Origin of the sequence: Actinomyces sp. oral taxon 448 str. F0400 (assembly GCF_000220835.1) — a bacterium.
GTDB lineage: Bacteria > Actinomycetota > Actinomycetes > Actinomycetales > Actinomycetaceae > Actinomyces.
On record NZ_GL985606.1, the window covers coordinates 2,162,472 to 2,181,115 of the forward strand.

Genomic DNA, 18,644 nt, shown 5'->3' on the forward strand with positions numbered 1-18,644 from the left:
GCCCCGCAAGAAGATTCAGGAGTGAGACCGTGGCTGCTGTGTGCGACGTCTGCGGCAAGGGCCCCATCTTCGGCAAGAGCGTCTCGCACTCCCACGTGCGGACCAACCGCCGATGGAACCCGAACATCCAGCGTGTGCGTGCTCTCGTGAACGGCACCCCTAAGCGCCTCAACGTATGCACGTCCTGCCTCAAGGCCGGCAAGGTGACGCGCAACATCTGAGAGCGTTTCCGCCGAGCTCCGGAGGCCGTCACCTTCATCGGTGGCGGCCTTCGTCGTGTCGTCGTCCTCTCGCCGGCATCGGCGGCTCCGCGCCGAAACCCCGAAGTAGTGATGCCGTGCGCCGCTGATCCCGCGGGCGATCCGCTCTCAGTCGCGGAAATGGTCCCATCCGGTCCCGACGTCCGGGGCTCTCCCACCGACCATCACGCGCGGGCCGTCGCCCGGCGCCAGCGCCCGCCCGACGACGCGACTGCCGGCCGGGAGCCCGGAGGCGGCCTCGGGTGGAACGGCGGCGAGCATGCCGTGGTCCTCCCCCCCGGTCAGCACCCACCGACGGGCCAGCGCCCGGGCGGCGGTCCTGGAGCCCTCCAGCAGGCGCGCCACCGGCTCGAGTGCGGCCAGGTCCTCCCCGACACCGGTGTCCAGCCCCGCGGGATCCTCGACGTCGATGCGCACCCGGGAGGCGACGGCCATGCGCCCGGCGTCGCGCAGCAGCCCGTCGGAGATGTCCATCATCGCGGTGGCGCCGGCATCGGCCAGAGCGGGGCCGGCCGCCAGGGGCGGGGCGGGGACGCGGAAGACGGACAGCGCCTCGTGCCCCGCGGCGCGCGCATCCTGCGGGAGCCCGTCCCAGGCTAAGGCGCCCTTCTGCGCCCCGGTGCGGCCGGGGTCGTCGATGCCGGCGTCGAGCAGTGCGAGTCCGGCGGCGCTGCGGCCCAGCGTGCCGATGTGGACGAGCAGGTCACCGGGTCGGGCCCCTGACCGCAGGACGGGCGGGCGATCCTCCAGATCGCCGTGGACCGCGACGGCGATCATGAGGCTCTCGCCCGCGCTCAGGTCCCCGCCGACGACGCCGGCCCCCGCCTGCTCGCAGGTGCGGCCCAGGCCGCGGGCAAGATCCCGGACCCAGGCCAGGGGCGTGGCCCGCGGCAGGACGAGACTGACGACCAGCGCCACCGGTCGGGCCCCCATCGCCGCGATGTCCGCGAGGTTCTGGGCGGCGGCGCGCGCTCCGATCTCCTGCGCGCTCGACCACGCGATGGAGAAGTGGTGACCCTGGACCAGCACGTCCGTGCTCACGCAGTAGCGTCCGTCGGGGGCTGTCAGGACAGCGCAATCGTCCCCGTTGCCGACCAGCTCACGACGACTGCGCGGCAGCAGCGGCGCGAAAGCGGCCAGGAGCCCCTCCTCCGTGAGGTCGGCAACCGTGGCCGGCCGGCGGCTCCGGGGGCCGGAGTCCTCAGCGGTTGACATCGTCAGGGCGCTCCAGAGCCAGATCGATGAGCTCTCCGATCAGCGTGGGGTAGTCCATTCCGGTCACATTCCACATGTAGGGGTACATGGAGAAGGGGGTGAAGCCCGGCATGGTGTTGACTTCATTGACGATGGGGCGTCCATCCTCAGTGAGGAAGAAGTCGACTCGTGTCAGCCCCTCTCCCCCGATGGCGAGGAAGGCCTCGGCGGCGGTGGACATGATCAGCTCGCGCTCGTCGGGCGCGATGGGCGCCGGGCAGACCATCTGGACGGCCTCGTGAGCCAGGTACTTGGTCTGGTAGTCGTAGAACTCGCCGGCGCCGTGGGAGGCGTCCATGACGATCTCGCCGGGCTCGGCGACGCGCGGGGCGGCGTCGCCGTGACCGCCCAGGACGGCGACCTCAATCTCGCGCCCGATGATCCCCGTCTCTACGAGCACCTTGGGATCCACCGCGCGGGCGGCCTCGATAGCGGCGAGCAGGTCATCGCCGCGTTCGACCTTGGTGATGCCCAACGACGAACCGGCGCGCGCGGGTTTGACGAACAACGGGTAGTCGAGCGCCTCGCATTCGCCCAGCACGGCATCGCGGTCCCGACTCCACCGGTGGGGGCCGACGACGACGTGCGGGGCTGTGGCGATGCCGGCGGCGTTCAGAAGCACCTTGGTGACCTGCTTGTCCATGCCCGCGGCGCTGGCGAGGACGCCGCAGCCCACGTAGCGGATGCCCAGCATCTCGAGCATCCCCTGGATGGTGCCGTCCTCGCCGTAGGGGCCGTGCAGCAGCGGCAGAACGACGTCGACATCGCCCAGAACGTTCGGACCGGTGGGAGTCAGAGCGGTCAGCGCCCCGCCTCCGAGTCGTACGGCGAGCTCGCCGCGGCCCAGGCCGTCGGCGGTGATCCGGACCGGGGGCCGGGAGTCGTCCAGGGCCAGGGCGGCGGGGTCGTCGTCGACGAGGACCCACTGACCGGTCGGCGTGATGCCGATGGGCAGCACGTCGTAACGGTCGCGGTCGATGGCCGACAGGACCCCGGCGGCCGTCGCGCACGAAATGGTGTGCTCCCCGCTGCGCCCTCCGAAGACGACCGCCACACGCGGCTTGCGCTTGTCTCGTCGGATCGCGTCGCGGGAGGACTCGAGTGAGGGGGTCGGCTGGGTGGCTGGGCTGTCCGGCATGCCGCCAACGCTACCGCCGCCCCGCTTCCGGCGGGGCATCGGGCCGGAAGGCCGCCCGGTCGCCGCTCCGGCCACTACCGTCCCTGGCCTGCCCGAACTCCCGGGCCCGGCGCACCGGATCGCTCCCCGTCCGCCCGATCCCGCCGTCAGGCGATGGGGCCGGCGTGGACGCCTTCGGCCTTGCGGGGTCTGGCCAGCAGGGCGTCGTTGACCTCGGTGACTGTGGCCCGCCCCTCGACGACGGCGACGACACCCGCGGTGATGGGCATCTCGACGCCGTGAGCGGCGGCCAGGTCGAGCACCGCGCGGGCCGATCTGGCCCCCTCGGCCACGCCGCGCGAGGCCCGACCGGCCTCGGCCACGCTCATGCCCTCACCCAGGCGGCGGCCGAAGGTCTGGTTGCGCGACAGGGGGCTGGAGCAGGTCGCCACCAGGTCCCCCAGGCCCGCCAATCCGGGGAAGGTCTCCGGGCGCGCCCCCAGGGCCAGTCCCAGGCGGGTGATCTCCACCAGGCCGCGGGTGATGATGGTCGCCATGGAGTTGTCGCCGAAGCCGCACCCGGCCGCGGCCCCCACCGCCAGGGCGATGACGTTCTTGACCGCCCCGCACAGCTCAACGCCGAGCACGTCGGTGTTCGTGTAGGGCCTGAAGGTGCTCGTGGCGCACAGCGCTGCCACCCGCGCCGCGACGACCTCGTCGATAGCGGCGACCACGGTGGCCGTGGGCTGGCGGGCCGCGATCTCATCGGCGAGGTTGGGCCCCGAGACGACGGCGACCCGCTCCGCCGGCAGGTCGAGGACGTCGGCGAGGACCTGACTCATGCGCATCCTCGTACCGAGCTCGACCCCCTTCATCAGGGAGACGGCGAGAGCACCGTCGGCGATTTCACCTCGCAGAGGGGCCAGCACGCCGCGGGCGCTCTGAGAGGGCACGGCGACGACGACCAGACCCGCGCCCTCGACGGCCCGTACCAGATCGCTCGTGGCCGACACGCCCTCGGGAAGGTGGTGCCCGGGGACGTAGCGCTCGTTGCGGCCGGCGTTGATCTCGCGGACCAGATCCGTACGGCGGGCCCACAGAGTCGTCGGCGTGCCCGCCTCGGCGAGGAGGCAGGCGAAGGTGGTGCCCCAGGCGCCCGCGCCGACGACGGCCGCCCGCGCCACGTCCCCCCCGCTCACGGCTGCGCCTCCGTGCCCGTCTGCGCGTCGGGCCCGCTCTGCTCTCCGGCGTCCGGGCGGGAGCCCTCCTCGATGTCGGGGCCCGGCTGCGGGGCCGGATCGGGCTTGCGCACGCCGTGCCGATTCTTACCGGGGTCGCCGTCGTAATGAACATCGTAGGGGCGGGGGGCCTCCTCGCCGCGCAGGTCCTCGACCAAGGAGGTGATGCGCCGCATGATCTCGGCCGTCGCAGTGCGCACCGCCGCATGGTTCCCGGTATCGGAGCCGAAGGACTCCACAGTGAAGGGCTCGCCGATGACGACTCGCACATCCTTGCGGGGGAAGGGGTGGAAGCCACCGCCGAAGGAATCGAGGATGTCCTGCGCGCCCCACTGCCCCATGGGCAGCACGGGCGCACCCGTACTCATGGCCAGGCGCGCCGCGCCCGTCTTGCCGGTCATGGGCCACAGGAGAGGGTCGCGCGAGAGCGTGCCCTCGGGAAAGATCATGATGACGTCCCCGGCGAGCAGCCGCTTCTCCGCCTCGACCAGGGAGCTGCCGGCGTTCTTCGTCCCCCGGTAGACGGGGATCTGACGGCCGGCCTTGAAGACGAGCCCGAGAAGCGGGACGTTGAAGATCGAGGACTTGGCCAACGAGTACGCCGGCACGTCCTGATCGACCAGGGCGCGCATGGCCGTCAGCGAGTCCAGATCGGACAGATGGTTGCACACGGCGATGAAGCCGCCCTCGCGCGGAATGTTCTCCGCCCCGCTCACATGGAAGCGGGAGACGAGCTTGAGGAACGGGATGATCGCTCCTCGAGCTGCGAACCGGTAGAAGAGGGGCATGGGTCGGGTCGTGGGCACGACGCGACTCTAGCCGGTGCTCGCGCTCGGGCGCATGAGCGGTCTGATGGGGCGTCTCGGCCGGCGCCCTGTCAGGCCAGCCTGGAGACGTCGGCGTCGAGGGAGGCGAGCTTGCTCATGAAGTGCTCGTAGCCACGATCGATGAGGTTGATCCCCTCGACCCGGCTGGCGCCCTCGGCGGCCAGGGCCGCTATCAGATGGGAGAAGCCGCCGCGCAGGTCGGGCACCACGATATCGGCGCCGTGCAGCGGCGAGGGGCCCGAGACGACGGCCGAGTGGTAGAAGTTGCGCTGGCCGAAACGGCACTCCGTCCCGCCCAGGCACTCCCGGTAGACCTGGATGGTGGCGCCCATCTTGCGCAGAGCCTTGGTGAAGCCGAAGCGGTTCTCGTAGACGGTCTCATGGATGATCGACAGACCATCCGCCTGGGTGAGGGCGACCACCAGCGGCTGCTGCCAGTCGGTCATGAAGCCGGGATGAACGTTGGTCTCCACCACGATGGATCGCAGGTCACCGCCGGGGTGGTAGAAGCGGATGCCGTCATCGCGCACGTCGAAGGCGCCGCCGACCTTGCGGAAGGTGTTGAGGAAGGTCGTCATGTCGCCCTGGTGGGCGCCGCGCACGAAGACGTCGCCGTGGGTGGCCAGGGCGGCGGAGGCCCATGACCCCGCCTCGATGCGGTCGGGCAGGGCCGCATGGTTGTACCCGGCGAGTTCGCTGACGCCCTCGACGTGAATGGTGCGGTCGGTGTCCACCGAGATGATGGCGCCCATCTTCTGCAGGATGTCGACCAGATCGAGGATCTCGGGCTCAACGGCGGCGCCGCGCAGCTCGGTCAGCCCGTCGGCGCGCACCGCGGTGAGCAGCGTCTGTTCGGTGGCGCCGACGCTCGGGTAGGGCAGGTCGATGACGGTGCCGCGCAGCCCGGCCGGGGCGGTGATGTGGATCCCGCCCTCGAGCTTGTCGACGACCGCCCCGTACTTGCGCAGGATCTCCAGGTGGAAATCGATCGGACGATCCCCGATGCGGCAGCCTCCCAGATCGGGGATGAAGGCCTCCCCCAGCCGGTGCAGCAGCGGGCCGCAGAAGAGGATGGGGATGCGGGAGCTGCCGGCATGCGCGTCGATGTCGGCCATGTGGGCGCTTTCGACTCGCGAGGGGTCCAGGCGCAGCACCCCCTCGGTCTGGTCGTAGTCGATGGCCACTCCGTGCAGGGACAGCAGACCGGAGACGACGTCGACATCACGGATGAGAGGAACATTGCGCAGGACGGACGGGGTCGTGCCGAGCAGAGCGGCAACCATCGCCTTGGGCACGAAGTTCTTCGCCCCGCGTACCGTGATCTCTCCCGCGAGGGGGCGTCCGCCCTGGACCTGGAGCAGTCCGTCGACCATCAAGTACCTCCGAAACGATGTGGCCGCGGATGCCGCGGATGTCTGGGGACGCCCTGTGAGCGCAGCGCCGTCTCAGCATAGGCGAGACCACGGCCCAGCGGGAATCGCGGAGCGCACTCGGCCCGTGGCGTGCGCCTCAGCCTTCGGCGCGGGCCGTCAGGAACCCGGGGACGACGGGCATATCGGCGGCGCGCGCGGGCACGACCTCCTCCTCGGGCAGATGCCGGGCCGGCAGCGTGGTCGGCTTGAAGGCGGGGCGCGCCCGCTCGTAGGCGACGATCTCGTCGGAGTGTCGAAGGGTCAGCGAGATGTCGTCCAACCCCTCCATGAGGGTCCAGCGCACGTAGTCGTCGATCTGGAACGTGGTGCGCAGACCACCGGCCTCGACGGTGCGCTCGGCCAGATCCACCGTGACCTCGGTGCCGGGCTCGGTCTCCAGGATTTTCCACAGCTGCTCGGTGTCGTCCTGGCTGATGACGCCCGCCACCAACCCCTGCTTGCCGGCGTTGCCGCGGAAGATGTCGGCGAAGCGCGGGGCGAGGACCACCTTGAACCCGTAGTCCTTCAGGGCCCACACGGCGTGCTCGCGCGAGGAGCCGGTGCCGAAGTCGGGACCGGCCACGAGCACGCTGGCGTGCTTGTAGGCCTCCCGATTGAGAACGAAGTCGTCCTCGTTCGCCCTCCAGGAGGCGAAAAGGGCGTCCTCGAACCCGGTGCGGGTGACGCGCTTGAGGTAGACGGCCGGAATGATCTGGTCTGTATCCACGGCGCTGCGCCGCAGCGGGGCGCCGATGCCGGTGTGACGGATGAATGCGTCCACAGTGGTTCTCCTGGTGAATCTTGAGCGGGGCTCCTGCCAAGCCCGCTGACGAATCGCCCCGGTCCGGTTCAGGCCGCGGCGCCGACGACAGGCGCGGGCAGATCGGAAGGGGTGGACAGGGTGCCGCGCACGGCGGTGGCGGCTGCGACCAGGGGCGAGACGAGATGGGTCCGCCCGCCCTTGCCCTGGCGGCCCTCGAAATTGCGATTGGAGGTGGAGGCGGCGCGCTCGCCGGGCGCCAGCTTGTCGGGGTTCATGGCCAGGCACATCGAACAGCCGGCGTTGCGCCATTCGGCACCGAACTCCTTGAAGACCCGGTCCAGGCCCTCGGCCTCGGCCTGAAGGCGCACGCGGGCCGAAGCGGGCACGACCAGCATGCGCACGCCCGGCGCCTTGCGGCGCCCCCGCACGACCTCGGCGGCGGCGCGCAGATCCTCAATGCGCCCGTTGGTGCAGCTGCCGAGGAAGACGGTATCGACCCTGATGTCCCGCAGCGGCGTGCCCGGGGTCAGGTCCATGTACTCCAGGGCCCGCTCGGCGGCGCGGCGCCGGGTCTCATCGGCGATGGATTCGGGATCGGGGACGCGGGCGGAGATGGGAAGGCCCTGACCGGGGTTGGTGCCCCACGTGACGAAGGGCTCGATGTCGGCGGCCGTGAGATCCACCTCCGCGTCGAAGACGGCGTCCTCATCGGTGCGCAGACTCCTCCAGTACTCCACGGCGACATCCCAGTCCGCGCCCCGCGGGGCATGAGGACGGCCGGCGAGATAGGAGAAGGTTGTCTCATCGGGGGCGATCATGCCGGCCCGGGCGCCGCCCTCGATGGACATGTTGCAGATGGTCATGCGGGCCTCCATCGAGAGCTGTTCGATGGCGCGGCCGCGGTACTCGATGACATGACCCTGGGCCCCGTTGGTGCCGATCCTGGCGATGACGGCCAGGATGATGTCCTTGGCCCCGGACCCGGCGGGCAGGTCGCCGTCGACGCGCACGCTCATCGTCTTGAACGGCGCGATGGGCAGAGTCTGGGTGGCGAGCACATGCTCGACCTGACTGGTGCCGATGCCGAAAGCCAGTGCCCCGAAGGCGCCGTGAGTGGAGGTGTGGGAGTCGCCGCATACGACGGTCATGCCCGGCTGGGTCAGACCCAACTGGGGGCCGACGGCGTGGACGATGCCCTGATCGGCGTCGCCCAGGGAGTGCAGGCGCACACCGAACTCGGCGCAGTTGGCGCGCAGCGTCTCGATCTGGGCGCGGCTGGTGACGTCGGCGATCGGCAGGTCGATGTCGAGCGTGGGGGTGTTGTGGTCCTCGGTGGCCAGGGTCAGGTCGGGACAGCGGACCCCGCGACCCGCCAGACGCAGCCCCTCGAAGGCCTGGGGGCTGGTGACCTCGTGGACGAGGTGGAGGTCGATGTAGAGCAGATCGGGAGCTCCGTCCGTGCCCTGAGAGACGACGTGGTCGCGCCAGACCTTCTGGGCGAGGGTCATTCCCATCGCTGCGTATCCTTTCCTTTCCCGGAGGGGCCCGGGGCCCTGAGGACTCTATCTCCGTCGAGGCGCCAGAGCGCCGCGGTGCGCAGCCGCGGCAGCGCCGTGGCGCTTCCCACGACGGTACGGGGTGCCGGCCAGCATGACGATCGATCGTGAGGATGCTGACACGACGCCATTTCTGGATCGCAGAATACTTGAAGTCTCATCACTCGGAATGGCAGTATCAGATTATGGACGAGTTGAGCGAGATGGAGACTGAGACCAGCAGCGGCGTCGGCGTCATCGATAAGGCCGCCCTCGTCATGAACGCGCTGGAGGCGGGGCCCGCGACTCTGGCCCAGCTCGTCTCCTCCACCCACCTGGCTCGCCCCACCGCCCACCGCATCGCCGTGGCGCTGGAGTTCCACCGGCTCGTTTCGCGCGATTCCCAGGGCCGCTTCGTCCTCGGCCCGCGCCTGAGCGAGCTCGCTTCCGCCGCCGGGGAGGACCATCTCCTGGCCGCGGCGGGGCCGGTGCTGGCGGCGCTGCGCGACAAGACCCACGAGTCCTCCCAGCTCTACCGCCGCCAGGGCGATGTCCGCGTCTGCGTGGCCAATGCCGAACGTCCCATAGGCCTGCGCGACTCCATCCCCGTGGGCGCCACCATGTCGATGCAGGGCGGATCCGCCGCCCAGGTGCTTCTGGCGTGGGAGGAGCCCGATCGCCTGCACCGCGGTCTGGTGGGAGCGCGGTTCAATGCCACAATGCTCTCGGCCGTGCGCCGTCGCGGCTGGGCCCAGTCCGTGGGCGAGCGTGAGCCCGGCGTCGCCAGCGTCTCGGCCCCGGTGCGCGGGGCGAGCAGCAAGGTGATCGCCGCCGTGTCGATCTCAGGGCCGATCGAGCGCATGGGTCGTCAGCCCGGCCGCGTCCACGGCGGGGTCGTCATGGCGGCGGCGCGCCGACTATCCGAGATCCTGCGCAACAGCGATGAGGGTTGACCCACCCGCCTCCGTCCGGAGTCGGTCACGCTCCGCGCCCGCTGCGGGCCGACCTGCACCAGGGCCCGTGGCCGGTCCGCAACCGACCGTAGACTTCATTCATGCGCCGCACTCTGCTCGTCACCAACGACTTCCCACCCGTCGTGGGGGGCATTCAGTCCTACCTCGATGACTACACCTCGCGCCTGCCGGCCGACGACCTCGTGGTCCTGGCCTCCACGCCCCCCGAGGGCCCGCAGGCGGCCCGCACCTTCGACGAGACCCGGACCTTCGAAGTGGTGCGGGTGCCCACTGGCATGCTGCTCCCGACGCCGAGGGTGCGGGCGCGCATGGAGCACCTCATCGACGCCCGCGGTATCGAAACCGTCTGGTTCGGAGCCGCCGCTCCTCTGGGCCTGCTCGGCGCGTCGGCGAGACGGGCCGGTGCGACTCGCATCATCGCAACCACTCACGGCCACGAGGTCGGCTGGAGCATGGTCCTGGGAGCCCGCCAGATGCTGCGCAGGATCTTCCGCCACGCCGACGTCGTGACCTACATCTCGCGCTACACGCTCGATGAACTCCGCCCCCACATGCCCGCCGACCAGCGAGTGCTGCATCTGCCCAGCGGCATCGACGTCGAGCGCTTCCACCCCGACGCCCGAGCCCGTGCGGCGCTGAGATCCCGCTACGGCCTGGGCGAGGCGCCGACCGCCGTATGCGTCTCACGACTTGTGGCGCGCAAGGGCCAGGACTCTCTCATCGCGGCCTGGCCTCGAGTGGTCGACCGGGTCCCGGGGGCCAGGCTCGTCATCGTCGGCTGGGGTCCCTACGCCAGGCGGCTGGCCGAACTCAGGCGCTCCTCACCGACGCGCGAGTCGATTACCCTGACCGGCCGCGTCCCCCATGACGAGCTCGCGGGCCACATGGCCATGGGCGACGTCTTCGCCATGCCGTGCCGCACACGCGGTCATGGCCTCGACGTCGAAGGGCTGGGCATCGTCTTCCTCGAGGCCTCCGCGACGGGACTGCCCGTCATCGCCGGTGCGAGCGGCGGGGCCCCGGAGACCGTCGAAGAGGGCGTGACCGGGAACGTGGTCGACGGCCGCGATCAGGACGCGCTGGTCGAGGCCCTGGTCGCTCAGCTGACCGACCCGGCACTGCGGGAGCGAATGGGTGCAGCGGGCCGGTCACTCATGAAGGAGCGGTGGACCTGGCCGTCACTGGTCGCCGGCCTGACCGGGGCCATCGATGCACGATGAGGGCGGAAGCGGCACCGGAACGGCCCGAGGGCGGCCCCAGGAGGAGGTCGCGAACCCGGTGACAGCGCAATGGGAGCGCACGAACCCCGAACTGCTGGCGCGCACCGCCACGGACCCCTCCACCCGACTCGAACTCGCACTGCTGGCCGCCTGGTGCCCGCAGACCCTCCTGGCCCGACCGGACGGGGGCGGTTGTGTCGTGCGCTACCACTCGGGAATGACGAAAAGGGCCAACTCGGCGCTCGCGCTCGCCCCGTCCATCGGGAGTCTGGGCGAGGCGGCACGATGGTACGGCCGTCACGGTCACGAGCCCGTGGCGATGGTCCCATGCGGGGCGGCTCTTCCGCCCTGCGTGCGCCCGAGCATCGATCCCGAGGTGCTCGTCATGACCGCGCAGACCCGCGAGGCGATCGGAGCCCGCCGTCCGACCCGAGCTCCAACGGCATGCGTGAGCACCGAGCCGCACGGGTCCTTCATTGAACGCACGGCGCGACGCGCCCGCCCCGGAACGCCCCCCACTCAAGCCCGGGCGCTGGCCGCTCGCCTGCTCACGAGCGCGCCCGAGCAGGTCTTCGCCAGCACGCCGTCCGGCGCCACGGGACGACTGGCCCTGACCGGGATCGATGGCACCGCTGTCATTGATGGCATTTTCGTGCCGCGGTGGGCCCGACGTCGAGGAGAGGCCACCGCCGTGGTCAAGGCGCTCATCGAGACGGCGGCCGCGCGAAATGCGCACCGGGTGGCACTGGAGGTCGAGGACGGCAACGACGGCGCCATCGCCTGCTATCTCCGGCTGGGATTCGAGGTGCGTCACCGCCACCGCTACGTCACCTGCGTCACCGCGGACCCTGCGGATTGACGAGCCGACGCCCGGCGCGTCGTGCGGTCAGCATTCACCCCTCGTGGGCGAGGTGGCCGGAGCGCAGGTCGGCGATGGCCGACTCGAAGTCATCCAGACTGTTGAAACCCGAGTAGACGGAGGCGAAGCGCAGGTAAGCGACTTCGTCGAGCTCGCGCAGCGGTCCCAGGATCGCCAGTCCGACATCGTGGGAGTCGACGAGCGCCTGGCCGGTGCCCCGGATAGCCTCCTCGACCTTATGGGCCAGCAACGCTAAGTCGTCGTCCGAAACGGGCCGTCCCTGGCAGGCGCGGCGCACGCCCATGATCACCTTGGCGCGGGAGAAGGGCTCGACCGCGCCGGACCGCTTGCGCACCGACAGGCTGGCGGTCTCCACCGTGGTGAAGCGGCGCCCGCACCGAGTGCACTCCCGACGACGGCGGATCGACGTCCCGTCCTCAGCGGTGCGGGAGTCCACCACGCGCGAGCCGTCATGCCGGCAGAAGGGACAGTGCACGCCGAGATCCTCCACTTGATTGCATCGATGTGCAATGGAGACTAAACGCACAACCGGTTCCCCGCAAGCCGCGTCTGCCCGCAGCTCACTCAACGGGAACCACCAGAACCTGACCGGGCTCGACCGAGGACGATGTCAGACCGTTGAGTTCGACGATCCGAGTGACGGTTTCGCCGACGTCCCCGGTGCCCGTCTGTGCCGCGACCTCCCACAGCGACTGACCGATCTGAACGGTGGCCGTCGTCGTCCCGCCCGGAGCGCCCGCGAAGCCAGTGGCCGCGATGCCGAGCGCAATGACCATGACGGCTGCGAGCGTCAGGCAACTCACCGCCGCGAGTCGGCGCAGCCCGACCGGTGGCGCCCGGTGAGGCCCCCGAGCGGAGCTCCCGGAGGCCTCACCGCGCACCGCCCCGCGGTATCGGGCCTGAAGCTCTCGGCGGCGCTGCGCCCGCACGGCCGGGTGATGCGGCGCCAGATCCGCCGGTCGCATCCCGGGGAGGTCGGCTGGCCGCCCGGCTCTCGGGGCGACGGGTCGGCGAGTCAGTTCCACGGGGAGTTCCGCCCTCCGGGCCGCCGACGATGTCCGGGCGGCCGAGGGCGCCTCAGTCACCAGGCGAAGGCGGCCACCGGCGCGGTCGATGGCACCGGGAAGGACCGTTGGGACGACGTCCCGACGACGGGACGAGGGCGGAGCGGACGGGCTCATGGAAACCTCCTGAACATATGTTCGACGAACGCCTGTTCGATACCCTAGCCGGGAACGAACTCCGTGTCCAGAACGTCTTCGAACACATGTTTGAAACAGTGGTCGATCCCCCGTAGGCTTGAGGCGCCAAGACCACCATGGACCACCGACACGAATTCGACCCCTCGATCGACCGCATGTCCGGATCGTCCGGATCGTCCGGAACCCGCGGCAACGACCGCATGCGGGACGGGGCCGAGGAAGGATCGCCCGGTCATGAAAACCACCGGCACCACCGCCCCGGTCTCGACGGCAGCGGCCCTCAGCACGCTCGACACCCGCGCCCGCGCCGTCTACGAGACCGTGCGGGACGCCGTCACCACCCACGGCTATCCGCCATCCATGCGGGAGATCGGCGCCACAGTCGGCCTGACGAGTCCGTCCTCTGTCAAGCATCAGCTCGATAAGCTCGAGCGGCTGGGCCTGGTGCGTCGTGACCCGAACCGTCCGCGCGCCATGGAGGTCATCGCGTCCGAGCAGCCGGATCCCACCTCCGGGAGCGGATCCCTCTCCTCCTCCGAAGGCATGGAGGAATCCGCTGCCGCCTCCGCACTGCCGGTGCTACCCGGCGTGGCTGAGGGCGAGGCCGTCGCGGTGCCTCTCGTCGGACGGATCGCGGCGGGCTCCCCCATCCTCGCCGAGCAGAGCATCGAGGACGTCATGGCTCTGCCCCGGCGCCTGACCGGGGATGGCGAACTCTTCATGCTCAAGGTGCACGGCGATTCCATGACCGAGGCCGCCATCTGCGACGGGGACTGGGTCGTGGTGCGCGCTCAGGCGGACGCCTCGAACGGCGACGTCGTGGCCGCCCTGCTCGATGACGTCGATGGCGCCTCCGCCACGGTCAAGGTCCTCTCGCGCGAGAACGGCCACCAGTGGCTGCTCCCCCGCAATCCCGACTACTCCCCGATCCTCGGGGACGAGGCCAGCATCATGGGGAAGGTCGTCACGGTCCTGCGCGCGCTGTAGCGCGACACTCCCGCAGCCGCCCGCGAGGTCGTCTCCTCCGCCTGCGCGGCTCCGCGTCGCGCCGATACGACGGGGCCCGGCCCTGAGAAGGAGCCGGGCCCCGTGATGGTGCTGCGACGTCGTGAGCGGTCGGAACTGCGGGCTCCTCCCGGAGCCGAGCGGCTCTCAGTACCCCAGGCCGCGAGCAACCTCGCGCAGCCGCTCGGCCGACGAGGTCAGGCGGTCGCGCTCGTCGAGGGTCAGCGGCAGCTCGAGGCGGCGCCCGGCACCCTTACGCCCGACGATCGTGGGCACCGACATGCAGACGTCGGAAATGCCGTGCCAGTTGTCCAACAACGGGGACACCGTGAGCACGCGCTGCTCGTCGTTGAGAATCGCCCCGATGATGCGCTGGACGGCCAGGCCGACGGCGTAGTTCGTCACGCCCTTGCCCTCGATGATGCGGTAGGCGGAGCGCACGACGTCGTGAGTGATGCGGTCGCGCTTGTCCTGGTCGAAGACGCCGCCGTCCAGAGTCCTGCCCCACTGAGTGATCGGCACGCCGCCGATCTCCGTGGAGGACCACAGGGCGACCTCGGAGTCGCCGTGCTCGCCGGCGATGTACCCGTGGATGTTCTGGGTGGCCGTCCCCGTCTCCAGAGAGACGAGGTACCGCATGCGAGCGGTGTCCAGCACGGTGCCCGAGCCGAAAACCTGGTTCTCCGGCAAACCGGTGATCTTCCTGGAGCAGTAGGTCACGACGTCGACCGGGTTGGCGACCAGCAGGAAGATCGCGTTCGGAGCGACCTCGACCAGCTTGGGCAGGATCTTCTCCATGATGCCCACCGTCGCACCGGCGAGCTCGAGGCGCGACTGACCGGGTTTCTGCTTGGCCCCGGCGGTGATCGCAATGACGTCGGCGTCGCGGCAGATCTCGGGATCGTCGGAGCCCGAGACCGAACCGGCCGAGGTGAACTGGATGCCCTGGGCGATGTCGAGGGCCTCCGCCTCGACCTTGTCCTTCACGATGTCTTGCAGCACGACCTCGCGGGCGACGCCTTTGGTCACGCAGGCGTACGCGAGTGTCGAGCCCACGGCACCCGCCCCGATGACGGCGACCTTGGACGGACGACCTCCCGAGCCTGTCGGGTAGGAACCTTGAGCACTGTTGGTGTTGATGGCCTCGGACACGGTCTTCCTCCGAATCGGGTGGTGGCACGGCAGGCGAGCCGGCCAAGGCCAAGCGTACGCGGTGCAAACCCGCCCGTGGGGAAAACGTCATTATCCGTATCCGTTCAAAGCAGGACCGCGCAGCCGACGAGCACGCCGTGCACCCGAGTCTTCAGGTCGTCATCGGGCCGGCGATGCGTTCACGAACCGGACCGGGCCAGCCGTCCCAGGGCTCCGAGAACGGTATCGCGATCCCCAGTGGGCCATAGCGCCGGCATCGACCGAGCCAGAAAGGAGCCGTAACGGGCGGTGCGCAGCCGCGGATCGAGGACGGCGACAACACCGCGGTCATCGGGCCGGCGGATCAGTCGTCCGGCCCCCTGGGCGAGCAGGAGAGCCGCGTGGGTCGCCGACACACTCATGAATCCGTTGCCGCCCGCGGCCGCGACGGCCTCGCTACGGGCCTGGGCCACGGGATCGTCCGGGCGCGGAAACGGGATGCGGTCGATGATCACGAGACGGCAGGTGCGTCCGGGCACGTCCACCCCCTGCCACAGGGAGAGGGTCCCCACCAGGCAGGCGTCCTCGTCGGCGGCGAAGGCCTCCACAAGAGTCGACAGCTGATCGTCGCCCTGCGCGTAAACGGTCAGGTCCGTAGCGCCGCGCAGCACCTCGGCGGCCTCCGCAGCGGCCCGGCGCGAGGAGAACAAGCCCAGCATGCCGCCGCCGCTGGCCTCGGTCAGCGCGAGGAGCTCGTCCAGAACCGCCTCGCAGATCCCCCGCCCCGGCCTGGGCAGGTGGGTAGGCGCGTAGAGAATGCCCTGACGCGCATAATCGAAGGGGGTGCCCACGTCCACGCCGTCCCACCGATCCGAGGCGACAGTGAGTCCCAGGGCGCGGGCCATCGGCTCGAAACCGCCGCCCAGGGCCAGAGTGGCCGAGGTCAGGACGACCGCGCGATCGTTCAGCAGGGAGTCGGCGATCGCGGCGGCGACATCGATGGGAGCCAGCGTCAGGCGCGGCGGCTCCGCCCCCGCGCGAGGCCGCTCCACCCAGGCGACATCGCGACGCTCGCGCACCGAGTCCGAGGTCATTCGCTCGATCGTGTCGATCAGGTCGGCCACTGCGGTGCGGGCCAGCGCCGCTCCCCCGGCGTCGGTGCCCTCGTCCCTGCTCGCCCTGGATGCTCCCCGCACATCGGCGAGCACCCGCCGCGCGGCCCCGTCCAGGACGACGAGCGCTTCGCGCCCGGCCGGCGGCAGCCCGTCTGCCAGACGCCCGTCGGGCAGGTCGGCCAGGGCGAGCTGGAGGCGCTGGCCCGCCTCCTCCAGCTCGGTGACCACCACCGAGGCGCCCCGCCGAGCGGCCGCGGCCACCCGCATGACGGCGGCCGCGGACAGGCTCACGGTGCCCTGGGAGCGGACCCGGCCGGCCAGCTCATGGGCTTCGTCGACCACGAGGACCCGGTAGTCGGGCAGCACTCCGACGTTGCCCGCCGCTGCGATACCGAGCATAGCGTGATTGGTGACGACGACGTCGGCCTGGCTCGCGGCGGCGCGGGCCAGCTCGGGGAAGCACTCCTCGTGCAGCGGGCAGGACGGGCCCAGACACTCCGCCCGCGACACCGAGACGTGCGCCCAGGCGCGGTCGCTCACACCGGGGATCAGATCGTCGCGGTCGCCGGTGGCGGTCTCGGCGGCCCACTCGCGCAGTCGGACGATCTGCTCCCCGACGCTGCCACGGTCGGCCTCCCCCACCCGGCCCGGGGTTGTCGCCGCGCCGGCGGAGAAAAGAGTGTCAGCGTCATCGTCGGGGTAGCCGCCGGCCAACCGGTGACGGCACAGATAGTTCTGCCAACCTTTGAGCAGAGCCACGGAGGGCCGCACGCCGGTGACGGCCTCGACGGCGTCGGCCGCCACAGGCGCATCCTTGGTCATCACCTGCCGCTGAAGGGCGAGCGTCGCGGTGGAGACCACGGCCCGTTCCTCGGCGGTCGCCGCGTGGAGCATGACGGGCACGAGGTAGCCCAGCGACTTGCCGGTTCCGGTGCCGGCCTGCACCAGCAGGTGCGAACCGGCGTCGAGCGCCGCCTCCACTCGGTCCGCCATCTCGGCCTGCCCCGCTCGAAGGCTCCCGCCGAGCCGGCGGACCGCCTCGGCGAGCGCCTCCCGGGCATCCCGGTCCTCGCTCACCTCGCGCTCACCCGGATGCCGATGCCGCCGAGACGGCGGCGGCGCGCAGCTCAGCGGCCAGTGGCGCAGCGACCCGGGCGACGACGCGGGTGCCGGCCTCGAGGTAGTCGATGGCATCGATCTCGCCATCGGCGTGCACCCTGGAGACCAGGTCGCCCCGCGCGTAGGGCACGACGAGGTCGACATCCGCCTCCGGACGCGGCAGCATCTCTTCGATGCGCCGTCGCAGCGTCTCCAGACCCCCGCCGGTGCGCGCGCAGACGCCGATCGCCCCGGGCAGGCGTGTGCGCAGGGCGGCGAGAGTGACGGCGTCGGCAAGGTCGACCTTGTTGAGCACAACGAGCTCGGGGACGTCGAGGCCGCCGGGGATGTCCGCGAGGACGGCCCGCACGGCGGTCACCTGACCGACCGGATCGGGGTGGGCGGCGTCGACGACGTGGAGGACGAGATCGGCGCCGCCCACCTCCTCCAGAGTGGAGCGGAACGCCTCGATGAGCTCGTGGGGCAAGTCGCGCATGAAACCGACCGTGTCGGTGAGGGTGTAGACGCGTCCGTCGGAGGTCTCGGCCCGGCGCACGGTCGGGTCGAGGGTGGCGAACAGGGCGTCCTGGACCAAGAGGCCGGCGCCGGTGAGTGCATTCATGAGGGAGGACTTACCCGCGTTGGTGTACCCGGCGATCGCCACCGAGGGGATGGGGCCGCGGCGCCGCGAACCGCGCTTGACCTCCCGGGAGGGCGTCATGGACCTGATCTGCCGGCGCAGCTTGGCCATGCGGGCCCGGATGCGGCGCCGATCGAGCTCGATCTTGGTCTCGCCGGGCCCGCGCGAGCCGATGCCCGCCCCCCCGGCGACGCGTCCTCCGGCCTGACGGGACATCGACTCACCCCAGCCGCGCAGGCGCGGCAGAAGGTACTCCAGCTGGGCGAGCTCGACCTGGGCCTTGCCCTCGCGCGACTTGGCGTGCTGGGCGAAGATGTCGAGGATCACGGCGGTGCGGTCGACGACCTTGACGCCCACGACATCCTCCAGGGAACGGCGCTGGGAGGGGGCAAGCTCGCCGTCGACGATGACGGTGTCGGCGCCTGCGGCGGCGACCGTCTCGGCCAGTTCTCCGGCTTTGCCCGATCCGAGGTAGGTGGCGGGGTCGGGGTGATCGCGCTTCTGGATGAGGGCATCGAGGACCTGGGAGCCCGCGGTCTCGGCCAAGGCGGCGAGCTCGGCGAGACTGGTCTCGGCATCCTGGGCATCGGCGGTGCCAAACGCCGGGACCCGCGCGGCGGCCCGGGGCAGGTCCAGGCCGACGAGCACGACCTTCTCCAGGCGGACCTGACGGTACTCGACCTCGCTGACGTCCTGGAGTTCGGTGCTCAAAGTAGCGACGCGCCTCGTGCCCGCGCGGGCCTCGCGCTCCAGGGCACCGTCGTCGAGCGCCTCACGGCTGGCATGCTCACCGGCGGTGGACGCCAGGGCGGTCCCGCCGCGGGAGAGGATACGGTCGACGATCTCCTCGGGCGAGGGGGCCCGCACCTGCGGATCAGTGAGCGATTGCGGGCGGGCCGGTTCGACGTCGTCGTCGGACTGGAGGGCCGGATCATTGGAAGCGGTCAAGAATCATCCTTCGCGTATGCGTACG

17 protein-coding genes are annotated in these 18,644 nt (G+C 70.8%); 5 read left to right on the forward strand and 12 right to left on the reverse strand.

The window, feature by feature from the left end:
- Positions 1-29: 29 nt before the first annotated feature.
- Positions 30-221, forward strand: coding sequence for a 50S ribosomal protein L28 (gene rpmB, locus HMPREF9062_RS09190; RefSeq protein WP_009749842.1), 192 nt, complete (start codon positions 30-32; stop codon positions 219-221).
- Between the two features lie 147 nt (positions 222-368).
- Here rpmB and thiL read toward each other — a convergent pair whose 3' ends face one another.
- The 7 genes from thiL to leuC all read right to left on the reverse strand — a co-directional run bounded on the left by thiL (position 369) and on the right by leuC (position 8,385).
- Positions 369-1,475: a thiamine-phosphate kinase gene (thiL, locus tag HMPREF9062_RS09195; protein WP_009749843.1), complete on the reverse strand. Its 1,107-nt coding sequence runs from the start codon at positions 1,473-1,475 to the stop codon at positions 369-371.
- A complete protein-coding gene (locus HMPREF9062_RS09200; protein WP_009749844.1) occupies positions 1,462-2,652 on the reverse strand; it encodes a D-alanine--D-alanine ligase family protein in 1,191 nt (396 codons plus the stop codon). Before HMPREF9062_RS09200 ends, thiL begins: the two co-directional genes overlap by 14 nt.
- A gap of 146 nt (positions 2,653-2,798) precedes the next feature.
- Positions 2,799-3,830, reverse strand: a complete 1,032-nt coding sequence (locus tag HMPREF9062_RS09205) for an NAD(P)H-dependent glycerol-3-phosphate dehydrogenase (RefSeq protein ID WP_009749845.1) — start codon at positions 3,828-3,830, stop codon at positions 2,799-2,801.
- A complete protein-coding gene (locus HMPREF9062_RS09210) occupies positions 3,827-4,657 on the reverse strand; it encodes a lysophospholipid acyltransferase family protein (protein WP_009749846.1) in 831 nt (276 codons plus the stop codon). Before HMPREF9062_RS09210 ends, HMPREF9062_RS09205 begins: the two co-directional genes overlap by 4 nt.
- An 89-nt stretch (positions 4,658-4,746) precedes the next feature.
- Positions 4,747-6,069: a UDP-N-acetylglucosamine 1-carboxyvinyltransferase gene (gene murA / locus HMPREF9062_RS09215; RefSeq protein WP_009749847.1), complete on the reverse strand. Its 1,323-nt coding sequence runs from the start codon at positions 6,067-6,069 to the stop codon at positions 4,747-4,749.
- Positions 6,070-6,205: 136 nt separating this feature from the next.
- Positions 6,206-6,889: a 3-isopropylmalate dehydratase small subunit gene (gene leuD, locus HMPREF9062_RS09220; RefSeq protein WP_009749848.1), complete on the reverse strand. Its 684-nt coding sequence runs from the start codon at positions 6,887-6,889 to the stop codon at positions 6,206-6,208.
- A gap of 68 nt (positions 6,890-6,957) precedes the next feature.
- Positions 6,958-8,385 (reverse strand): 3-isopropylmalate dehydratase large subunit, encoded by a 1,428-nt coding sequence (leuC, locus tag HMPREF9062_RS09225; RefSeq protein ID WP_009749849.1) that lies wholly within the window; start codon positions 8,383-8,385, stop codon positions 6,958-6,960.
- 227 nt (positions 8,386-8,612) lie between these two features.
- Between leuC and HMPREF9062_RS09230 the strand changes: the two genes are divergently transcribed.
- The 3 genes from HMPREF9062_RS09230 (at position 8,613) to HMPREF9062_RS12190 (ending at position 11,459) form a co-directional block, all read left to right on the forward strand.
- Positions 8,613-9,359: an IclR family transcriptional regulator gene (locus HMPREF9062_RS09230; protein ID WP_034254114.1), complete on the forward strand. Its 747-nt coding sequence runs from the start codon at positions 8,613-8,615 to the stop codon at positions 9,357-9,359.
- Between the two features lie 101 nt (positions 9,360-9,460).
- Complete coding sequence (locus HMPREF9062_RS09235) at positions 9,461-10,600, forward strand: glycosyltransferase family 4 protein (protein WP_009749851.1); 1,140 nt, start codon at positions 9,461-9,463, stop codon at positions 10,598-10,600.
- A gap of 58 nt (positions 10,601-10,658) precedes the next feature.
- A complete protein-coding gene (locus HMPREF9062_RS12190) occupies positions 10,659-11,459 on the forward strand; it encodes a GNAT family N-acetyltransferase (RefSeq protein ID WP_050795277.1) in 801 nt (266 codons plus the stop codon).
- 34 nt (positions 11,460-11,493) lie between these two features.
- Here HMPREF9062_RS12190 and nrdR read toward each other — a convergent pair whose 3' ends face one another.
- Together nrdR and HMPREF9062_RS12965 are read right to left on the reverse strand one after the other, a co-directional pair.
- Positions 11,494-11,955, reverse strand: coding sequence for a transcriptional regulator NrdR (gene nrdR, locus HMPREF9062_RS09245; RefSeq protein ID WP_034254918.1), 462 nt, complete (start codon positions 11,953-11,955; stop codon positions 11,494-11,496).
- 85 nt (positions 11,956-12,040) lie between these two features.
- Positions 12,041-12,283 (reverse strand): LysM peptidoglycan-binding domain-containing protein, encoded by a 243-nt coding sequence (locus HMPREF9062_RS12965; RefSeq protein WP_253270693.1) that lies wholly within the window; start codon positions 12,281-12,283, stop codon positions 12,041-12,043.
- 633 nt (positions 12,284-12,916) lie between these two features.
- On the opposite strand from HMPREF9062_RS12965, the gene lexA reads away from it, so the two are divergent.
- A complete protein-coding gene (gene lexA / locus HMPREF9062_RS09255; protein WP_009749855.1) occupies positions 12,917-13,669 on the forward strand; it encodes a transcriptional repressor LexA in 753 nt (250 codons plus the stop codon).
- A 165-nt stretch (positions 13,670-13,834) separates the two neighbouring features.
- Here lexA and HMPREF9062_RS09260 read toward each other — a convergent pair whose 3' ends face one another.
- The 3 genes from HMPREF9062_RS09260 to hflX all read right to left on the reverse strand — a co-directional run bounded on the left by HMPREF9062_RS09260 (position 13,835) and on the right by hflX (position 18,538).
- On the reverse strand, positions 13,835-14,839 hold the full coding sequence (locus HMPREF9062_RS09260; RefSeq protein WP_009749856.1) for an L-lactate dehydrogenase: 1,005 nt from the start codon (positions 14,837-14,839) through the stop codon (positions 13,835-13,837).
- Positions 14,840-15,018: 179 nt separating this feature from the next.
- Positions 15,019-16,926 carry an ATP-dependent DNA helicase gene (locus HMPREF9062_RS09265; RefSeq protein WP_156790104.1) on the reverse strand — a complete coding sequence of 636 codons (1,908 nt, stop codon included), beginning with the start codon at positions 16,924-16,926 and terminating at the stop codon, positions 15,019-15,021.
- Positions 16,927-17,017: 91 nt separating this feature from the next.
- Positions 17,018-18,538, reverse strand: a complete 1,521-nt coding sequence (gene hflX, locus HMPREF9062_RS09270; RefSeq protein WP_050795341.1) for a GTPase HflX — start codon at positions 18,536-18,538, stop codon at positions 17,018-17,020.
- Positions 18,539-18,644: the final 106 nt, after the last annotated feature.

What these genes read in the sequence shown, in the direction of transcription:
- thiL (WP_009749843.1), bottom strand. Translation starts at nt 1,475, where the DNA reads ATGTCAACCGCTGAGGACTCCGGCCCCCGGAGCCGCCGGCCGGCCACG.
- HMPREF9062_RS09200 (WP_009749844.1), bottom strand. Translation starts at nt 2,652, where the DNA reads ATGCCGGACAGCCCAGCCACCCAGCCGACCCCCTCACTCGAGTCCTCC.
- HMPREF9062_RS09210 (WP_009749846.1), bottom strand. Translation starts at nt 4,657, where the DNA reads ATGCCCCTCTTCTACCGGTTCGCAGCTCGAGGAGCGATCATCCCGTTC.
- murA (WP_009749847.1), bottom strand. Translation starts at nt 6,069, where the DNA reads ATGGTCGACGGACTGCTCCAGGTCCAGGGCGGACGCCCCCTCGCGGGA.
- leuC (WP_009749849.1), bottom strand. Translation starts at nt 8,385, where the DNA reads ATGGGAATGACCCTCGCCCAGAAGGTCTGGCGCGACCACGTCGTCTCT.
- HMPREF9062_RS09230 (WP_034254114.1), top strand. Translation starts at nt 8,613, where the DNA reads ATGGACGAGTTGAGCGAGATGGAGACTGAGACCAGCAGCGGCGTCGGC.
- HMPREF9062_RS09235 (WP_009749851.1), top strand. Translation starts at nt 9,461, where the DNA reads ATGCGCCGCACTCTGCTCGTCACCAACGACTTCCCACCCGTCGTGGGG.
- lexA (WP_009749855.1), top strand. Translation starts at nt 12,917, where the DNA reads ATGAAAACCACCGGCACCACCGCCCCGGTCTCGACGGCAGCGGCCCTC.
- HMPREF9062_RS09265 (WP_156790104.1), bottom strand. Translation starts at nt 16,926, where the DNA reads ATGGCGGACCGAGTGGAGGCGGCGCTCGACGCCGGTTCGCACCTGCTG.